This is a genomic window from Bradyrhizobium agreste (assembly GCF_016031625.1).
Lineage (GTDB): Bacteria > Pseudomonadota > Alphaproteobacteria > Rhizobiales > Xanthobacteraceae > Bradyrhizobium > Bradyrhizobium agreste.
The window spans coordinates 119,650-135,355 of record NZ_JACCHP010000008.1 but is presented as its reverse complement, the minus strand read 5'-3'; the positions used below and the strand labels follow the sequence as shown (position 1 = coordinate 135,355).

General features: G+C 57.5%; 9 protein-coding genes. All 9 read right to left on the bottom strand.

The window, feature by feature from the left end:
• Positions 1 to 55: 55 nt before the first annotated feature.
• The 9 genes from HZZ13_RS14370 to cysD all read right to left on the bottom strand — a co-directional run bounded on the left by HZZ13_RS14370 (position 56) and on the right by cysD (position 15,640).
• Positions 56 to 448 (bottom strand): hypothetical protein, encoded by a 393-nt coding sequence (locus HZZ13_RS14370; RefSeq protein ID WP_246504423.1) that lies wholly within the window; start codon positions 446 to 448, stop codon positions 56 to 58.
• 2,049 nt (positions 449 to 2,497) lie between these two features.
• Positions 2,498 to 3,835, bottom strand: coding sequence for a glutamine synthetase (locus HZZ13_RS14365; protein ID WP_197960228.1), 1,338 nt, complete (start codon positions 3,833 to 3,835; stop codon positions 2,498 to 2,500).
• Positions 3,835 to 5,121: an ATP-grasp domain-containing protein gene (locus tag HZZ13_RS14360; protein WP_197960227.1), complete on the bottom strand. Its 1,287-nt coding sequence runs from the start codon at positions 5,119 to 5,121 to the stop codon at positions 3,835 to 3,837. Before HZZ13_RS14360 ends, HZZ13_RS14365 begins: the two co-directional genes overlap by 1 nt.
• Positions 5,118 to 5,987: an EamA family transporter gene (locus tag HZZ13_RS14355; protein ID WP_311972644.1), complete on the bottom strand. Its 870-nt coding sequence runs from the start codon at positions 5,985 to 5,987 to the stop codon at positions 5,118 to 5,120. Before HZZ13_RS14355 ends, HZZ13_RS14360 begins: the two co-directional genes overlap by 4 nt.
• 162 nt (positions 5,988 to 6,149) lie before the next feature.
• Complete coding sequence (locus HZZ13_RS14350) at positions 6,150 to 6,935, bottom strand: gamma-glutamyl-gamma-aminobutyrate hydrolase family protein (protein WP_311972643.1); 786 nt, start codon at positions 6,933 to 6,935, stop codon at positions 6,150 to 6,152.
• Positions 6,936 to 6,964: 29 nt separating this feature from the next.
• A complete protein-coding gene (gene rtxC, locus HZZ13_RS14345; protein ID WP_197960224.1) occupies positions 6,965 to 8,023 on the bottom strand; it encodes a dhydrorhizobitoxine desaturase in 1,059 nt (352 codons plus the stop codon).
• Positions 8,024 to 8,054: 31 nt separating this feature from the next.
• A complete protein-coding gene (locus HZZ13_RS14340; RefSeq protein ID WP_246504422.1) occupies positions 8,055 to 10,466 on the bottom strand; it encodes a 2-aminoethylphosphonate--pyruvate transaminase in 2,412 nt (803 codons plus the stop codon).
• A gap of 2,292 nt (positions 10,467 to 12,758) precedes the next feature.
• On the bottom strand, positions 12,759 to 14,642 hold the full coding sequence (cysN, locus tag HZZ13_RS14335) for a sulfate adenylyltransferase subunit CysN (RefSeq protein WP_197960222.1): 1,884 nt from the start codon (positions 14,640 to 14,642) through the stop codon (positions 12,759 to 12,761).
• Positions 14,642 to 15,640, bottom strand: coding sequence for a sulfate adenylyltransferase subunit CysD (cysD, locus tag HZZ13_RS14330; RefSeq protein ID WP_376707039.1), 999 nt, complete (start codon positions 15,638 to 15,640; stop codon positions 14,642 to 14,644). The genes cysN and cysD overlap by 1 nt, the downstream gene beginning before the upstream one ends.
• Positions 15,641 to 15,706 lie beyond the last annotated feature (66 nt).

Here is a 15,706-nt window from a genome sequence, read left to right as displayed (position 1 = left end):
TGGTTTCTGACGTGGTTGGAAGGCGCAGCGTCATGTGGCAGGCATTTTGTGGTAATCAGCGCTGTTCCGTGCTCGGCTCCGCAGTCAGCGGCGCGCCTCCGACAGAAACCGGACCTTGTGGTTTCGAGGGACGGACGTCTCTCTTGGCCGGCTTGGATGTGGTGCGCACGGGCGGCGAGGAAGCAGCAGGAGCAGGAGAAGCAACAGGCGCCGCATTCTGCAGCTCCTCGATTCTTTGGGTCAGGGTTGCGATCTGATCCAAGATCCGCTTTAGCTCGGCTTGCTGCGCACCGACGTTGCGATTGAGCTCGACAATTTCATCGGCTGTCTTCTGCTGCCTCGATTGGATCCCTAAAAGCGCGTCCCTATCCTCAGTTGACAAGCCAAGCGTGGGCGGCACGACTTCATGCGCCGGCGCCGCCTCGGCAAACGTTTCGATCTTCGTCAAACAATAGGCTCCTCCGGTACAAAGAACGAGCAATACGGCTAGAAGACCAAAGATCCACCAAAAACCTTTTGACGGTCTCTGCAGGACCGGCGGCAACTCCGATGCTTGGGATTGTTCCGTCACAGCCATCACCCCGCTCTCGTCATCTCATCTGCTTTGATCGTTCTCGTTGCCGCGATAGCAGAAGATGGTCAAGAGCTGCCGCGAGCCGCCCCCTGCATCGTTTTCAGCAACGTTGTCCCCAAAGCCGGGTCTTGATGGCATCAGGGGGTTTACGGGCCAGGCATTGCGCTGCAGGTGACCAGGTAAATAATGAGGGCCGGTAGAGGGGATTACCCGTGAAGCACATTCATACCTGCTTGCTCTTGAGAGGGCCGCCTCACCGAAAGGCTGTGCACGTCGGGGATTTGCGAGGTGATGCTTCTAGCACTCCTGTGCCTGATTGTTCGAGAATCGACAGTTGTAGCGCCGAAGTTGACCTGGCGCAAAATGCTGCCCAACCCACGCAAAAAATGCGTGATGCGAGCGCAACCATAAGACTAACTCTATCGTTCGATGGAGAGGACTTACGTTGCTAGTAGGCAACTGCACGAAGTCCAGCCACGAGATCAGGTCGGCCGTTCAGAAAGACGGGCACTACATGCGAAAATGAAGGGATTCGAGGAAGCTAATCCCTACGGATGCCTGAGCAGATCATCTGCAACCGCCGGGCCTCCATGCGTAGAAAACCATACCAGCGCCCCTGTCCGGCTGCGTACCGTCTTGCGTGAGGTCTCGCAGGGACCCTAGCGCCCAAAGGTCGACCGCGGGATCTAAATGAAAGCAAATGCGAGCAGGCTAGAGCAAAGCAGCGCAAGCCCAGCGGCGGTCAGCGCCAACAGGCTGCCGGACACAATGTCATGACTGCGCATGAACTGTCCTCCATGGCGCCCGGAAGCAGCACGAGGGGGTGGCTGCCTTCGCGGTGAGTAGCCAATCACCGGATTACTACTCAAATTCGCTGCACTATTCCTGCGGTCTGCAAGGGAAAATGCATTTTTTGAGCGCAATCGTCCCGTTGTTCGGCGGCTACAGGCGAGAACGAACGAGTATCAAAACTTATGAGGTGTTTGCTGGCCCATAGGCTGCGTGCGCGGGATGCCCGTAAGAGCCGCCCCTCCTCCAAGGCACGGGATATGAGCCGTTTCATAATTGCGATATATCGTTTCGAGTAATCCTTGTTGCACGCGCGTTTTCCTAATGCTCCTCGCGGCTTTTACGATCATGTTGGCGGCACGTGACCAGCACCAAAATGGCTTCGTGCCACGCCCGACGGTATCCATGCCCCCGGTCGACGTGCCGTAACCCAAGCACCTGCCTCTGTCCGAAATGACTTGACGCACTTCATCAGTATCAGGCAACTACTCAGACTCAGCTTGCGATCTGCACCGCTGCTGTAGGCAGCACATCTTCCTCCCCAGCGTGGGGACAGCTACGTCATTATGTCACTGCGGAACTGGCGTATCCGCACTAAAGTCCGGGTGCACACCCAAGCTCAAGGAGCCGATCGGCATACTTCGCTGGCCGCCATCTCAAACTGGGCGGACGACCATAAATTCACGTGCGCCGCGCGAAGCGCGTACTACGCCAGCCTCGTCGTAGCCGGCGGCGGCTAAGCCATCGTCTGGTCGCGCAAGCCCCCATTGATGCTGCGCCTCGCGTCCTGCGTGGCTCCGCGGCTCGGCTACAGCGTCGCGCATCACGGGCCTCTTCGGCTCGCCTCTGAGCATAATCGACTTTGCCTTCCCTGTTGAAGGAGCCGAGCACGTCTTCATTGATGCGAATGGAAATGGTGTTGTTCGTTGCTAGAATTAGCTAACGTCGCAAACGCAATCGCGGCTGCTACCACAGAGCAGCTAACAGCAGACCTCCTCAGCGTCCCAAGGTCCTCACTTAACGAGTAAGCAGATTTGCTCTGCATGAAGTCCAACATCAGCGGCACAGACAGCCGCAGTAGCCCCGCCGGCACCGGCCAGAGTAGCGAGGTTCAGAACTGTCGAAGAGCTCAAGCTAAATGATCTCGAAGTATCTTTGACGTTCAAAGTCGGTGACCCGATGTTGAACGGCTTCCCACTCCCAACGGCGCGAGCAAGAAAACGCTTCAACAAACCTTTCTCCGAAGACATCACTAGCCGCTGCAGACTGTGCAAACCGAGATGTTGCCTCCGATAAGCTTTGAGGCAGCGGCGCGGACGAACGACACATTTCCACGCTTGCATCACCGACGATCGACTCTGGTAGTGCCGGACCTGTCTCGACGCCCAACATTCCCGAACCAATCGCACATGCGAGCGCGAGATATGGGTTCACGTCTGCACCAGGCAGCCTATACTCCAGGCGATGGGCAGATGGCTCTCCCGGAATCGCGCGAATCGCGCAGGAGCGGTTGTCAACTCCCCAGCTTGGACAGATTGGTGCCCAGGAGCCAGGCACCAATCTCTTGTAGCTGTTGAAGTTCGGCGCAGCGAGTACACAGAACTCATTCATGTATTCTAGTTGTCCGGCGATGAATTGCTTCATAAGCTCCGAGACGTTGCCGACCGCATCACCGTCGTAAAACGCATTTTGACTATCCGAGGACATCGAGATGTGAATATGGCCGGACTGGCCGGGCCATTTCTCGGAAACCTTGGCCATGAATGTAGCCATCATGCCTCGCGTTTGCGCCCAGGCCTTTATCATCGACTTGAATATGGTTGCCCGATCGGCAGCTTCCAGTGCATCACAATGACGAAGTGACGCTTCGACCACGCCAGGTCCCGTTTCAAAGTGTAGTCCGCTGAGAGGTATTCTAGCCTTCTCACAAAGCGCCAAGATCTCATCGAACAGCTCATGTTGCGCGACAGAGCGCGCAATCGAGTAGCCGAACGGGCCGCGCGTTAAAGGAGCCCATTCGCCGAACGGCTTTTCTTCAATCGTGTCTGCGTTCTCCTTGAACAGCATAAATTCAAACTCGAACCCGGCAGTGCAGTCGTATCCGTGGTCAGCAGCTCTTCGCAGGACCTTACGCAAGACACCGCGCGGGCAGATGTTCTCATGTGCGCCCGCGAACTCCGCGAGGTAGAGATATTGGTCGCCGAGATGAGACACCGAACGGCCGGAGCCCGACAGAATACGAAGGTCAGCATCTCCGAACACTGATAGCGGCTTTTGCGTGAAACTGGCCGGAATGACGCGGTCCGTGCAATCCCACGCCAGCACCGCTTCAGAGAACTTGATAACTTTATCTCTATCCGAGAGATCATCACCCAAGACGTGTTTGCCTCGCAGAACGCCATCGAAGTCGCTTACGCCGACCATCGCCGCGCGGGCTCGATTCGCTCCGTTCAACCTGGGATCAGTTGGCATTAGTCGCGATCCTGCATCACTAAATCGAACACTTGGTCCATCCGCATTGCTCGCAACTTGCGATAGTCATTCTCAAGCTGAGTCAAGTCGCTATTCACGAGATAAACGATGCCTGGTGTCGACGCCAAGTCAATCGTGGGAACTAGCTCTTGACCAATCGGAACGAATGCAATGGCATCCGCGAAGCTCGGGAGCTTGCGGATTGCTTCGAGTCCCGGATAACCGGCAACGACACCGCCCATATCTGAGATCAGCGAGACGCAAAGTGCGTGAGCCTGCCGCTTGTAGGGCCCGCGCAACCGCATATATTCACCAAAGCCCTTGGGATCTGCGTAGCGCCAGGCCGTCAGGCTCATATGGTTGTGCCCCAACGCCATCGTTCGCGCTTTTGCCGACATGGTCCCTTGAAGCCTTGCTCCGAAGTCCACCAGAACCGGTCCCCGATGATCGACGATGATCTCAGCATGAGCCGGTCCGTCGACGATCTGTAGTGCCTGCAACGCACACATCAAATAGTCGGACAGTTCCTGAACGATTGGTTCGCTGCCCTCCAACAATCTCTCAAGTGAGCAGACCGATGATGCCCTCTCAATCGGAACCGTGTCATAGGTCCAGGCCTCCGTAACGAAGGCTTCCCCGTCGATCGAGACGGCATTTACGGTATATTGCTGGCCGTTTATTTTTTCTTGGCCAAGGGCAAAGCGATTCAACGCTCCGACACGGTTCGTCTTCCCGACAATTGCGCTCAGAGCCCGCTGAATATCAGCATCTGTCGAGCAAAAGAATACATCCTCGGTACCCGTACTGTTTAGCGGCTTGATCACGATCTGATCGAACTTCGCTTCACGCTTCCACCTCGCAATCTCTGCAGGACTGTCGGACACGACTTGTCTGATCGATCGCACGCCTGCAGAGCTCAGCGCGCAAGACAGTCGCGCTTTGTCACGCCGAGCAGCGGATAGTGCGGTCCCATTTGATGGTAAGCCCAGCCGCTCCGACAAAGAATCGGCGAGTTCAACTCCGGTCTCGCAGCCCGCGATAACGAACTCCAATTCCCGGCCATGGAGAGCCTGAAGATGATAATCAACGATGTCGTCATATCCCATGCGCTCGCTGGGGCGAATGACTTCATCATACAGATCCGCATTGAAATGCGATTGGAATATAGGCGGAATATGTGCAGCCGACATCACATGCACAGTTCCAATTCCATAGCGCTTGAATTCTTCCGGTAGGTATCGGCCGGTAGAGTATGCGTCTACGATTACACAATTCCGTTCTTTCATGCGGATCTCCGATACTGCAAGTAGATGTTGCCGACAGCGACAGCCGTAATGAGAGCATTTCCTATGAACGTATGTAACGAAGGCACGATGCGAGAATCGAAGTACTGGAACAGGAAGGTGATGATAGGGGCAGTGGACAGCACCATGTTGACGGTGAAGGGCTCTACCCGGCGAATGCCCTGCTGGATCAAGAGCAAAGGAACAATGATCGTCGACAGCCCAATTGCCGCGATCGCAAACCAATGCTGCGAGATCTCAGGCGCGATAGATGAATGGTCGACCAGTCCCAGCAGCAAGAGAATCGTTCCATAAAAGCGATGCGCCAGGACTTGCCGCCCAGAAAACCCACGGTCGAACAGTAGTTTGACAAGTATATTTGTAAGGGCCAGCGATAGGCCGGCCACGATCGCCAAGACGATGCCAAAGGACGATCGTGCCCCCCACTCCAGGCCTGCGTTGCCGCTGGCCGAGATCCAAATCATGTAGCTGCCGATCGTTGCGATCGTAACGCTCACGGCAATATCGGATGCTGGAGGGGCACCCTGGCGCCTGATCAGTGCGTTTAACCACACTGTTGCGGTGGGCCCCAGCGCCACCATGAAGGCGACGACGATCGCAGGTTCAGCGTATTTCAGTCCGATAAATAGGCCGATCCAGTTGATCGCTGTCACAACATTGAGCGCGACGAAGACCAGGAGCGACGGTTTCGCCACCGTTGCCCCGCCTTCCTCGTGGCGAGCCAGGAGATTGAACATCAGACAAACCACAGCGAAGGACAGCAGGAGCGCGACGAACACATCCGCTTGCTGAAAATACGACGCCGCATAAACCTCGCCTGCTGCGCTCACGACGACATAAAGCGCCACAAATAGAACTCCCAGAGCGAAGCTACTCGCCAATCGCCCAGTCTTCCTGTGCCCGCGAGGCGGCGCACGGCCCTCGCAGGACCGGACGCGTGCATCTGCTCCGAGGGACTGTCCTTTCGACGTGCACGGACGAGGTTTCGTTTGAAATGTCACAACCGGCCTCTAGTTCTTCTTAGTTCGGTAGTACCCAACACACGCCTCTCCAAATGCCTTGAACAGTTGCTTGCTGAGGAGATCGGTTGAGACGTGCCATTCGGGGTGCCATTGCACACCGATTTGGAGGGTCGGGGCGCCAATGACCGAAGCCGCCTCGACCAAGCCGTCAGGCGCCCACGCCTCCCGCCTTAGCGCCGGGGCAAGCGCCTCGATGCCTTGATTGTGCAGCGAGTTGACTTGCGCTTCGATCGTCCGCGCGATTGGAAAAAGCGCGCCATCGGAACATATCCTGACGCTGTGCGCGGCGTCGTACTGACGGTCTCTTGGACGATCTGGCTTCTCGGCATGCATCGCGCCACTTTCCGGCCTCCACTCCGCAAGCGATGAGCGGAGCGTGCCGCCGAAATAGACGTTGAGTTCCTGAAGCCCACGGCAGATGCCCAGAATAGGCATTCCGAGCGCGATGGCGCTCTCTATGGCTACGGCAGAGAGCCTGTCCCGCGGACGGTCAAGGATCCCAACCTCAACGTCCTGCCGATCAGCCTGCGTCAAGGACGCAGGCGCTCTCAGGACGGCGGGGTCGATGTTCGATTCATCACCTGTCAACACCAAGCCGTCGAGCCGGCGCATGATCGCCGGGGCGACCTCCTCCCTCGCATCTTCGGCGTCGACCGTCGTCAATATGACGCAAGCCACTCCCGCATGACGATGGAGTGCCTGCAAGTATTTGCGCCGCAACCAGTCGCGATGCACACCATCGACCAGAAGACGGTTCGAAGTGACGCCGACCACGACTCGGGCGCTCTCTGGCCGTAGCAACGTCACGCGACCTGCCCTCGCGCGCGAACCTCGGCAACGGCCTGCTCATACAGGCGTCGATTTCGCTCTTTTAACTGAGCGATGACGCTGGGTTGACCTTGAGGTCCCTTGACAAAGAGCCCGCCCCAGGTCGCGGCAACCTTGGCGTAGTTCGGATCCTGCATTCGGATTTTCTGAGCTTTGCGCAGCAGCCAAAACGGGATCCCCGGCGAAAGGTGATGCTCAAGGTGGTACTCATCCAGATTCTGCCCGAGGATGGCCCGCTCGAGGAAATTTCCTTTCCGATTCCTGGTGAGATAGACGTTCTGCGTCTCCGTTTCGCACATAGGTGAGTGCTCGGCTAGCTCAATAAACCATCCGAGGACCTGAAACGTGGTGAGATAGGGCACGATCCAAAACAGGACAACGATATGGAGCAGCCCAACAGCATATGACCCTGCCAGGATGCTGATCCAGAACAGATAGAAGCCATACTTGTCGATAAGTATGCCTGAGCGGCTCTGATCCTCGACATCTGTGATCGAGAATCGATTGGCCCAAAGATACTTCAGATACGCTATTGTCGCGCCCCCGAAGATCGGCTTCCAGATCATGTTGAAAGCGTACCGCTCCGGAGGCTGCACGTCGTAAACGCCGCTGGCCAGGAAGAACTTCAGGTCGGGATCCTTGTCCGGATGTCCGAGATAGGGATGATGCAAATAGACGTGCGAGATCCGGTAGGCCCAGTGGCGCTGGAACAAGGGATAGGAAGCGAACAGAATGCCCAGGACGTAGTTCCAGGTCGTGTTCTTCGCGAGCGTGCGGTGAGCCGCATCATGAGCGATGGTTGTCAATCCGCGCTGATAGGCACCAATCAGAAGGACGGCCAGCGGGTAGAGCCACCATGAGACCGACACAGTCGCGAGCGTACACGCTGTGATGACAGCGTAATCTTTGGCAATATAAGCCGCTCCCGTTATGTTGTCGGGCCTCAGCTCGGAGAGCTGCCTGTTGATTTCTCGGCTGAATTGAACGGCCTCATAGCGTGATGACCTCAATTTCCAAGCGTCTGCCTGATTCATGAGAACCTCCTCCTGATCGCCTTGCAGGTTGTCAGATTGCGGAAAGCGCCTTGTCCAGATCGCGCAGGATGTCGTTGACATCTTCAATGCCGACGCAGAGCCGGATCGAGCCGCCAAATATGCCGGCGGCTTCGCGCTTTTCGCGCGGGACGGTGGTGTGGGTCGTCGAGACAGGATGGGTCACGAGCGTGCGGGCATCGCCTACATTCGAAACGTGATACATCAAGTCGACGTTCTGGATGAACTTGCGCCCGGCTTGTTCGTCGTCCACTTCGAACATGACCATCGCCCCGTGTCCGTATGCAGCATTGAGTGTCTGTTCAACGGTTTCCCGATCGGCGCCTTCGAAGAGCCCCGGGTAGAAGACACGGCGCACTTTTGGATGCTCCTTGAGAGCGTCGGCCACGATCCTGGCATTCGCGCAGTGCTGCTTCATGCGAAGTGGCAGCGTTTCAAGGCCTTGGATCAGTTGAAAGCTCGCAAACGGGGCGATGGCCGCCCCGGTATCGCGCAACCAAGTCATGCGAGCCTTAAGAAGAAACTCGCTCTTTCCAAGATCGTCGACATCGCGCACCGCATTATGCCAAACAATTCCGCCATGCGCATCGTCGGGACGGTTGAACAAGGGAAAGCGAGAGGCTCCCCCGTAGCTAAACTCGCCGTTGTCAACGATCAGTCCACCGAGCGTCGTGCCGTGGCCGCATATATATTTCGTTGCGGAGTACGTCGTTATAGCAGCGCCGAGATCTGACGGCCGGCATACCAGTGGCGTCGTCGTATTGTCTACGACCAAAGGCACGCCGTACTTTCGGCCGATCTCCGCCAGCTGTTTGACCGGGAGCGGAATCAGACAGGGATTCGAAATCACCTCTCCGAACAGGCATATCGTGCGATCATCAATGGCACGTTCAAACGTCTCGGGCCTTCGAGGATCGGCCGTCCTCACGCTGATCCCAAGACGCTTTAATGTGTTGTGGAGCAGGTTCCAGGTATTGCCATATAGATACGGAGAGGCGACGACGTTGTCTCCCACTTCGCCACTTGACAGGTTGACGATCGCAAGGAACGTCGCTGCTTGACCTGACGCAACGGCGAGCGAGTCGCTTCCCATATCGACGGCGGCGTAGCGCCTTTCCAGCGCGCGGGTCGTTGGATTGATGATCCTTGTGTAGGTGAACCCATCTGCCTTGACGTTGTAGACGTCAGCGATGTGGTTTAGATCGCCATCGAGCTCATAAGCCGTATTCTGGTATATCGGCACTGCGACAGCTTTCGTCACCGGGTCTCGCCGATAGCCCGCATGCAGAACAGCAGTCTCGGCCGAAAACGGCAGCCGCGGGTCCTCAGCCGCTCGAGCCGGCATCTTCACGCGAGCCCCGCATGCCTCTTGGCCCGACATCGGGCTTGCTAACCGAGCCTGACCGGACCGGAAATATGTACGAAAAGCGCACCCCAACTGCTCGATCCAGCTGGACTGGATTTCCCCAATGCAACCGACGCGAAAACTCCGCGTGGCAAGATGCAGCTTTGAATAGATGTAAAGGTTGTGGGCCGCCAAGTGGCGATAAAGCCCATCGAATCCTGTCTGGTCCACGATTCCCGACGGCGCAGTAAACGCGACGCAGACCGGCGACTGCAAGTCCGCGGACAGCAGCGGAGACACCAGTCCTTCGAGTTCTTTGACGAGATCGTCCCTGACCTTCTCGTACCTGCAGCGCCTGGCGTCGATGCCCTCCTCGTGCAGAATCTTCAGGGCCTTTGTCGTTGCCTGAACAATGTGGGTGGGAGGGGTCGAGCGCCACTCACCGGTGCGCTCGAGCGAGAGCCATTGATCTCTCACGTCGAGCACAAACGACCTCGGTTCTTGAACCGCATTCTCCAGCAGCTCGCGGGAGGCGATGACAAACGCCACTCCCGGCGGCCCTTGTATGCACTTGTTGCTCGACGTGACCAGGACGTCAGGTCCACGCTGGCTCAGGTCGATATTGAGGGCGCCGAAGGAACTCATCCCATCGACGATGGTCTTTACGCCACGTCTTCTCGCCTCCTCCACGATTGCGTCCAGCGGATTGACGATTCCGGTTGTCGTCTCACAATGCACGAAGCACAGGTGCGTAACGCCAGGATTTCGGCTCAGATGCTCGCCAATTTCTTGAGGATCCAAAGGATCGGTCGCTCGCTTCACAAGCTTCAGCGCTTCGACGCCCCACAGCCTCAAAATTTGCAAAATGCGCTCGCCATAGATGCCGTTTATGCAAACGAGCGGCCTGTGGGCTCGGGACACAAATGAAGACAGAGCGGCTTCCATCGCAAAGGAGCCGCCTCCCTGAATAGGTACGACCGAATAGTCGTCAGCGTTTCCGAGCAAGTTGAGCATCAGCCGCCTCATGCAGGCGGTCACTTCCTTGAACTCGCAATCGCGCGATGCAAGATCAAGCTGCATCTGGCTCCTGACCGCCGGCGATAACGACAATGGACCAGGCGTCAGCAAAGAGCGCTGTCTTGTCAAACCATTCCTCCTCAAGTTGTATTCGTCAATGGATCTGGAGTACGCCCACCCCACCAGGGAGCCCCTGGGGCGAGCGTCGACTTCCTCGGGTCAACAGCTTCGGGTCAGATGCCCATAGATTGCCGGCGCGCTTCGGGTCTGTGTCCGAAACCCTGCCGGATGGCACCCTCCATATCTCATCGCAGATGCAGGGCGATCTTTCACAAGCTCCTCACCGATACCATTCATCACCTCCTAGAAATTGGCCATGCGACCGCGCCCTCGAACACAACCGGCGGCGACCCGCGCTGTCATCTAGCCATCACGCACGCGCAGGCTTGAGCGCGCCTTCTTGCGTCGCGAAGCGGCAGGTCGACCGACCGACTTACGTGCGAACCTGCGTCATTCAGGCAAACCTGACATTAGGAACGCGATGCAGCCGGATCATCGCGCCGGGATGCAGATTAAGGCATGGCACACTTGATGACGTCGCTGGCAGCGGGAGTGTGATGCATGGGCTTGGACTTGACGCATTCGCACTTCGTAGCTCGTTGCAGGGTTTGGGACGCTGATGACTGTCGTTGTCCATTTCGAGATCGTACAACTTGACGTTAGGGGCGTTTCAACCCTCTCCGGGGATTTTCTCGTGAGATTTTTTTCCTGACGTACTCCCATCTTTCGGCGACAAGCCGACGCAGGCAGCAGAGTGCGGAGATTCACAGCGAGCTGAAATAATTTGAGAGTTCGACATCAGGACCGTCGGCATTCCGCCTGCGACCGCATACCAGCAGGTAATGATGGCCCGGTCTTCCCGTTCACGTACGCTCCTCGCCATACCGCAGATGGAGGTACCGAGCTTCTCCGTCATGCCGCCGAGACCCTCCTGGATGGCTGGCACCTGGAAAGTGTACGCCTCGTCGCACATGAGCACCGCTGTCAGGTGTCGTTGCGCTTGAATGAAGCGCCCTTGGCAGGCTGTGGTCGAGTCCGGCTTGAAGGTAATCTGAGCGACCTTGCGATTGCGGTCCCTTTAGCAACGAACAGTTCGAGACCTTTCGGGAGGCGGCGTGACGCAGAACATGTCGTCCTGATTTGCTACGACCAGGTCGAGTTCAGATGAGTGCCACGTGTCCCTCGGTCAGCACGGTCGTTAGGCTGGCAGCATCTCTCGGTTCTGCACGCCGCTTCGCGGCGAGAACGTCTCACGGACAATCAGCGCCGTGGCGAGCGTGCCGCGGTCGATGGCTGGTCTAAACCGTAAGCCCCAGGGGTGAACGGAGTTCCATCGCCTCCAGTACTCAATGAGCGCAAGTACCTCTGCAGTGAGGCGCTCTGGTTCGACGAATCCCACCTCCAGCCGTTCTGCTCCGTTGGCCCCTCTGCAGCGCCTGCTCGTTGATGCCGAGCTCGCGTTCGACGCGGTCTACCCCGCAGTCGAACACGTTGACGGTTGACCAGAGCAGATCATCAAGAGATCGTCCTGTCGCTTGCCATGGATGAGCTCGCTTGCCTTTTCGGCCGCGCCATGGCCGCCTTCATGGCGGATCAACGACGGCAGGCGGAAGGGAGCAGAACCCGAAGCGCGGCGCAGGGTCCTTAGCGCAGCGGGGATGGCTAAGGTTCGCGGCTGCTTGTCTCGCGATGCGAAGGCGCGGGCGTAGGCAGATGTTGTCCGCCGTCGAGCGGCGCGCCAAAAGGAAGCAAGCTTGCCGAAAGCCGGCATGGCCGCGACAGGAGGGAGTCGTGGTCGACTTCCAAGTTTCGGATTGGTCAACATACTGGAAAGCAAGTGCCCGCTCGCCGGATGCGGCCAGGCCCGGAAACCGAAGTCCCTCATACTGCGCGAGAGATCGAAGCCGGCCGAGACGCTGCCCGGCTCGGCTTTAACGGGAGCTCGGCGTGTCGCTGGCCGCACACCCAACAAGAAGCGCCAAGCAAAAAGTTAACTTACAGGAAGCCGGACTTCTTCTCTGGCCTTTGTTGTCGCATCGTAGATTCTGATCTGGAGCATGGGACGGCGTTTCTTGAGCTCCTCCGCTCCCGCCCATGCTCCATCTCTGCTCGCGTACTCGGTTTTGAATTGACCATCCACTTCGAGCACATAACCGGAAGCGGGCAATCGACGAGTGGATGAGACCATTTTGTTCCTTTAGAGCCAAAAGTCCGATCGCCGGCTCGCCTGAGCTGGATCGCCTTGGCCAGGCCTGCGGGATATTGTGCGAATCGATGGTGTGACGCGAGGTACCTCTAACCATCAAGAATAGAGCGCGCCATCAAGATATCCACCACCGCTTCCGCTGAATGCTCTAGGGTCTGCTCCATGGTCCTGAGATGAACCTCCGGTGTTGCTGGTGCTTCGTAGCACGAATCGATGCCGGTGAAGTTCTTGATCTTGCCGGATTTCACCTTTGAATACAGGCCTTTTGGGTCTCGCCGCGCGCATTCCTCGAGCGGCGTATCGACAAAGACTTCTATGAACTCTTCCTTGCCAACCAGGCTGCGCACCCTGTCCCGCTCGGCCCTAGTGGGCGAAATGAACGAGCAGATCACGATCAAGCCGCTGTCCGCCATCAACTTGGCAACTTCGCCGACGCGCCGGATGTTCTCCACGCGGTCGGTCTCCGAGAAGCCGAGGTCCGCGTTCAATCCGTGCCGGAGGTTGTCGCCATCCAAAAGCATGGTATGCCGCGACATCGCAAACAGCTTTTGATCAACGAGGTTGGCAATCGTCGACTTTCCCGCGCCAGACAGGCCAGTGAACCAGATGACGCAAGGCTTCTGATTCTTAAGCGCGGCGCGCTCCATCCTGTGCACGGATAGCGCTTGCCTAGCAATATTGGTGGCCCGCCGTAGCGGAAAGGCAATCATGCCGGCCCCGACCGTACGATTCGTGTAACGATCGATGACGATGAATGATCCGGTCTTTCGATTGAGGTCGTAAGGATCGAATACTGCGGGCGTTGCGGTCACAACATCGCAGAAGGCGATCTCGTTGAGGGAAAGCGTCCCGGCGGCCAGATGCTCACAAGTGTTGACGTCGATTCGATGCCTAATTGCGGTAATGCTGCCGGAAATCGTCTGCGATCCAATCCGCAGGACGTAATTGCGTCCGGGAGCGAGCGGCTCCCTGTCCATCCAGATCACATAAGCGGCAAGCTGGTCGGCCACCTTCGGTCGGTCGTCCGGTCGCGACAAAATGTCGCCACGACTGATATCGATTTCGTCTTCCAGTGTAATGGTAACCGCATCCTCGGCTTCGGCGGCGACAAGGTCGCCATCGTGGGTCACGATCCGCTTGACGCGCGTGGTCCGCCCCGACGCAGCGACAACGATCTCGTCTCCTGTCGAGATCCTCCCGGAAGCAATCGACCCGGCATAGCCCCGAAAATCCGGGTTTGGCCGGTTTACCCATTGGACCGGAAAGCGGAAAGCCTGGCTTGCGGTGCCGGACTGGATGTCAATGCTCTCCAAATGCTCGAGCAGGCAGGGACCATGATACCAGTTGGCATGAGCGGAGCGGTCCACGACGTTGTCGCCGTAGCGGGCCGAGATCGGGATCGGAACGATCGAGGTGAAGCTGAGACCGGCGGCAAAGGCCAGATAGTCACGGGCGATCCGATCGAAGCACTCTTTGTTATATGCGACAAGATCGATCTTGTTCACTGCCAGCACGACATGACGAATACCGAGCAGCGAGCAGATAAAGGAGTGGCGGCGGGTCTGAACCATCACGCCTTTGCGGGCATCGATCAGGATGATGGCGAGCTGGGCATGCGAGGCGCCGGTAGCCATATTGCGGGTATACTGCTCGTGGCCGGGAGTGTCGGCCACCATGAAGGAGCGCCGCGGCGTCGTGAAGAAGCGGTAGGCGACGTCGATCGTGATGCCCTGCTCCCGTTCGGCCTCCAGCCCATCCACGAGCAGCGCGAAGTCGATGTCATTGCCGGTGCTACCGTGCTTGACGCTGTCGCGTTCCAGCGCCGTGAGCTGATCGTGATAGATCATCTTGCTGTCGTGCAGTAATCGGCCGATCAGCGTCGATTTGCCGTCGTCCACCGAGCCACATGTGATGAATCGCAGCTGATCCTTTGTCCTGGCCGGGACCGGTTCCGTTGTCGGATTCGTAAACATCAAAAGTAGCCTTCCCGCTTCTTCTTCTCCATTGAAGCGGCTTCGTCGGTATCAATTAGGCGGCCCTGGCGCTCGGACACAGTCGTAGTCTGCATTTCCGCGACGATATCTTCGATCGTCGTCGCATCGGATTCAATAGCTCCGCTCAAAGGATAACATCCAAGCGTGCGAAAGCGGATCATCCGCATTTCCGGCGTCTCATCGCGGTTAAGGGGCAATCGCTGGTCATCGACCATGATCGTCGCACCATTTCGACGCACTATCGGTCTTTGTTTTGCGAAGTAGAGCGGAACGACCGGAATCTTCTCGATCATGATGTATTCCCACACTTCGAGCTCGGTCCAGTTTGACATCGCAAACACGCGCATGGTTTCGCCCTGGCGGATCCGTGTGTTGAACAGGCTCCAGAGCTCCGGCCGCTGGTTACGGGGGTCCCATACGTGTCCGGCCGAACGGAAGGAGAGTATCCGTTCTTTTGCGCGACTCTTTTCCTCATCGCGCCGGGCTCCGCCAAAGGCGGCATCAAATCCATGGAGGTCGAGCGCCTGCTTCAGCGCGTCGGTCTTCATCACCTGGGTATGAAGCGCGGAGCCGGAATCGATCGGATTGATCCCGCGCGCGAGGCCCTCCTTGTTGACATGGACGATCAGGTCGAGGCCGAGTCGCCTGGCTGTCGCGTCCCGGAAACTGATCATCTCGCGGAACTTCCAGGTCGTATCAACGTGAAGCAGGGGAAAAGGCAATTTTGCCGGATAGAACGCCTTGATTGCAATGTGCAGCATTACGCTTGAGTCTTTTCCGATCGAGTAAAGCATGACCGGCCTTTTGAACTCGGCGACCACATCACGCATAATTTCAATCGATTCAGCTTCGAGGCGGCGCAGATGTTTCGGTAGCATATGTCTTCTTTTCGATGCAGGATCTCTGTTCTTCGCCGTTCTTTGGCTCCAGCGTAGAGTGGGAATACCCGCGGGCGGAAACGGCCGGCTAAGACGCATGGGCTCTCGATGAGCTTAAGCCCCGCTGGACACCAGACTTGCAGATGCGGGAGCATATCGCATTCC

Coding starts and splice junctions, on each gene's coding strand:
- rtxC (WP_197960224.1), bottom strand. CDS start 8,023: ATGAATCAGGCAGACGCTTGGAAATTGAGGTCATCACGCTATGAGGCC.
- cysN (WP_197960222.1), bottom strand. CDS start 14,642: ATGTTTACGAATCCGACAACGGAACCGGTCCCGGCCAGGACAAAGGAT.
- HZZ13_RS14340 (WP_246504422.1), bottom strand. CDS start 10,466: ATGCAGCTTGATCTTGCATCGCGCGATTGCGAGTTCAAGGAAGTGACC.
- HZZ13_RS14360 (WP_197960227.1), bottom strand. CDS start 5,121: ATGAAAGAACGGAATTGTGTAATCGTAGACGCATACTCTACCGGCCGA.
- HZZ13_RS14365 (WP_197960228.1), bottom strand. CDS start 3,835: ATGCCAACTGATCCCAGGTTGAACGGAGCGAATCGAGCCCGCGCGGCG.
- cysD (WP_376707039.1), bottom strand. CDS start 15,640: ATGCGTCTTAGCCGGCCGTTTCCGCCCGCGGGTATTCCCACTCTACGC.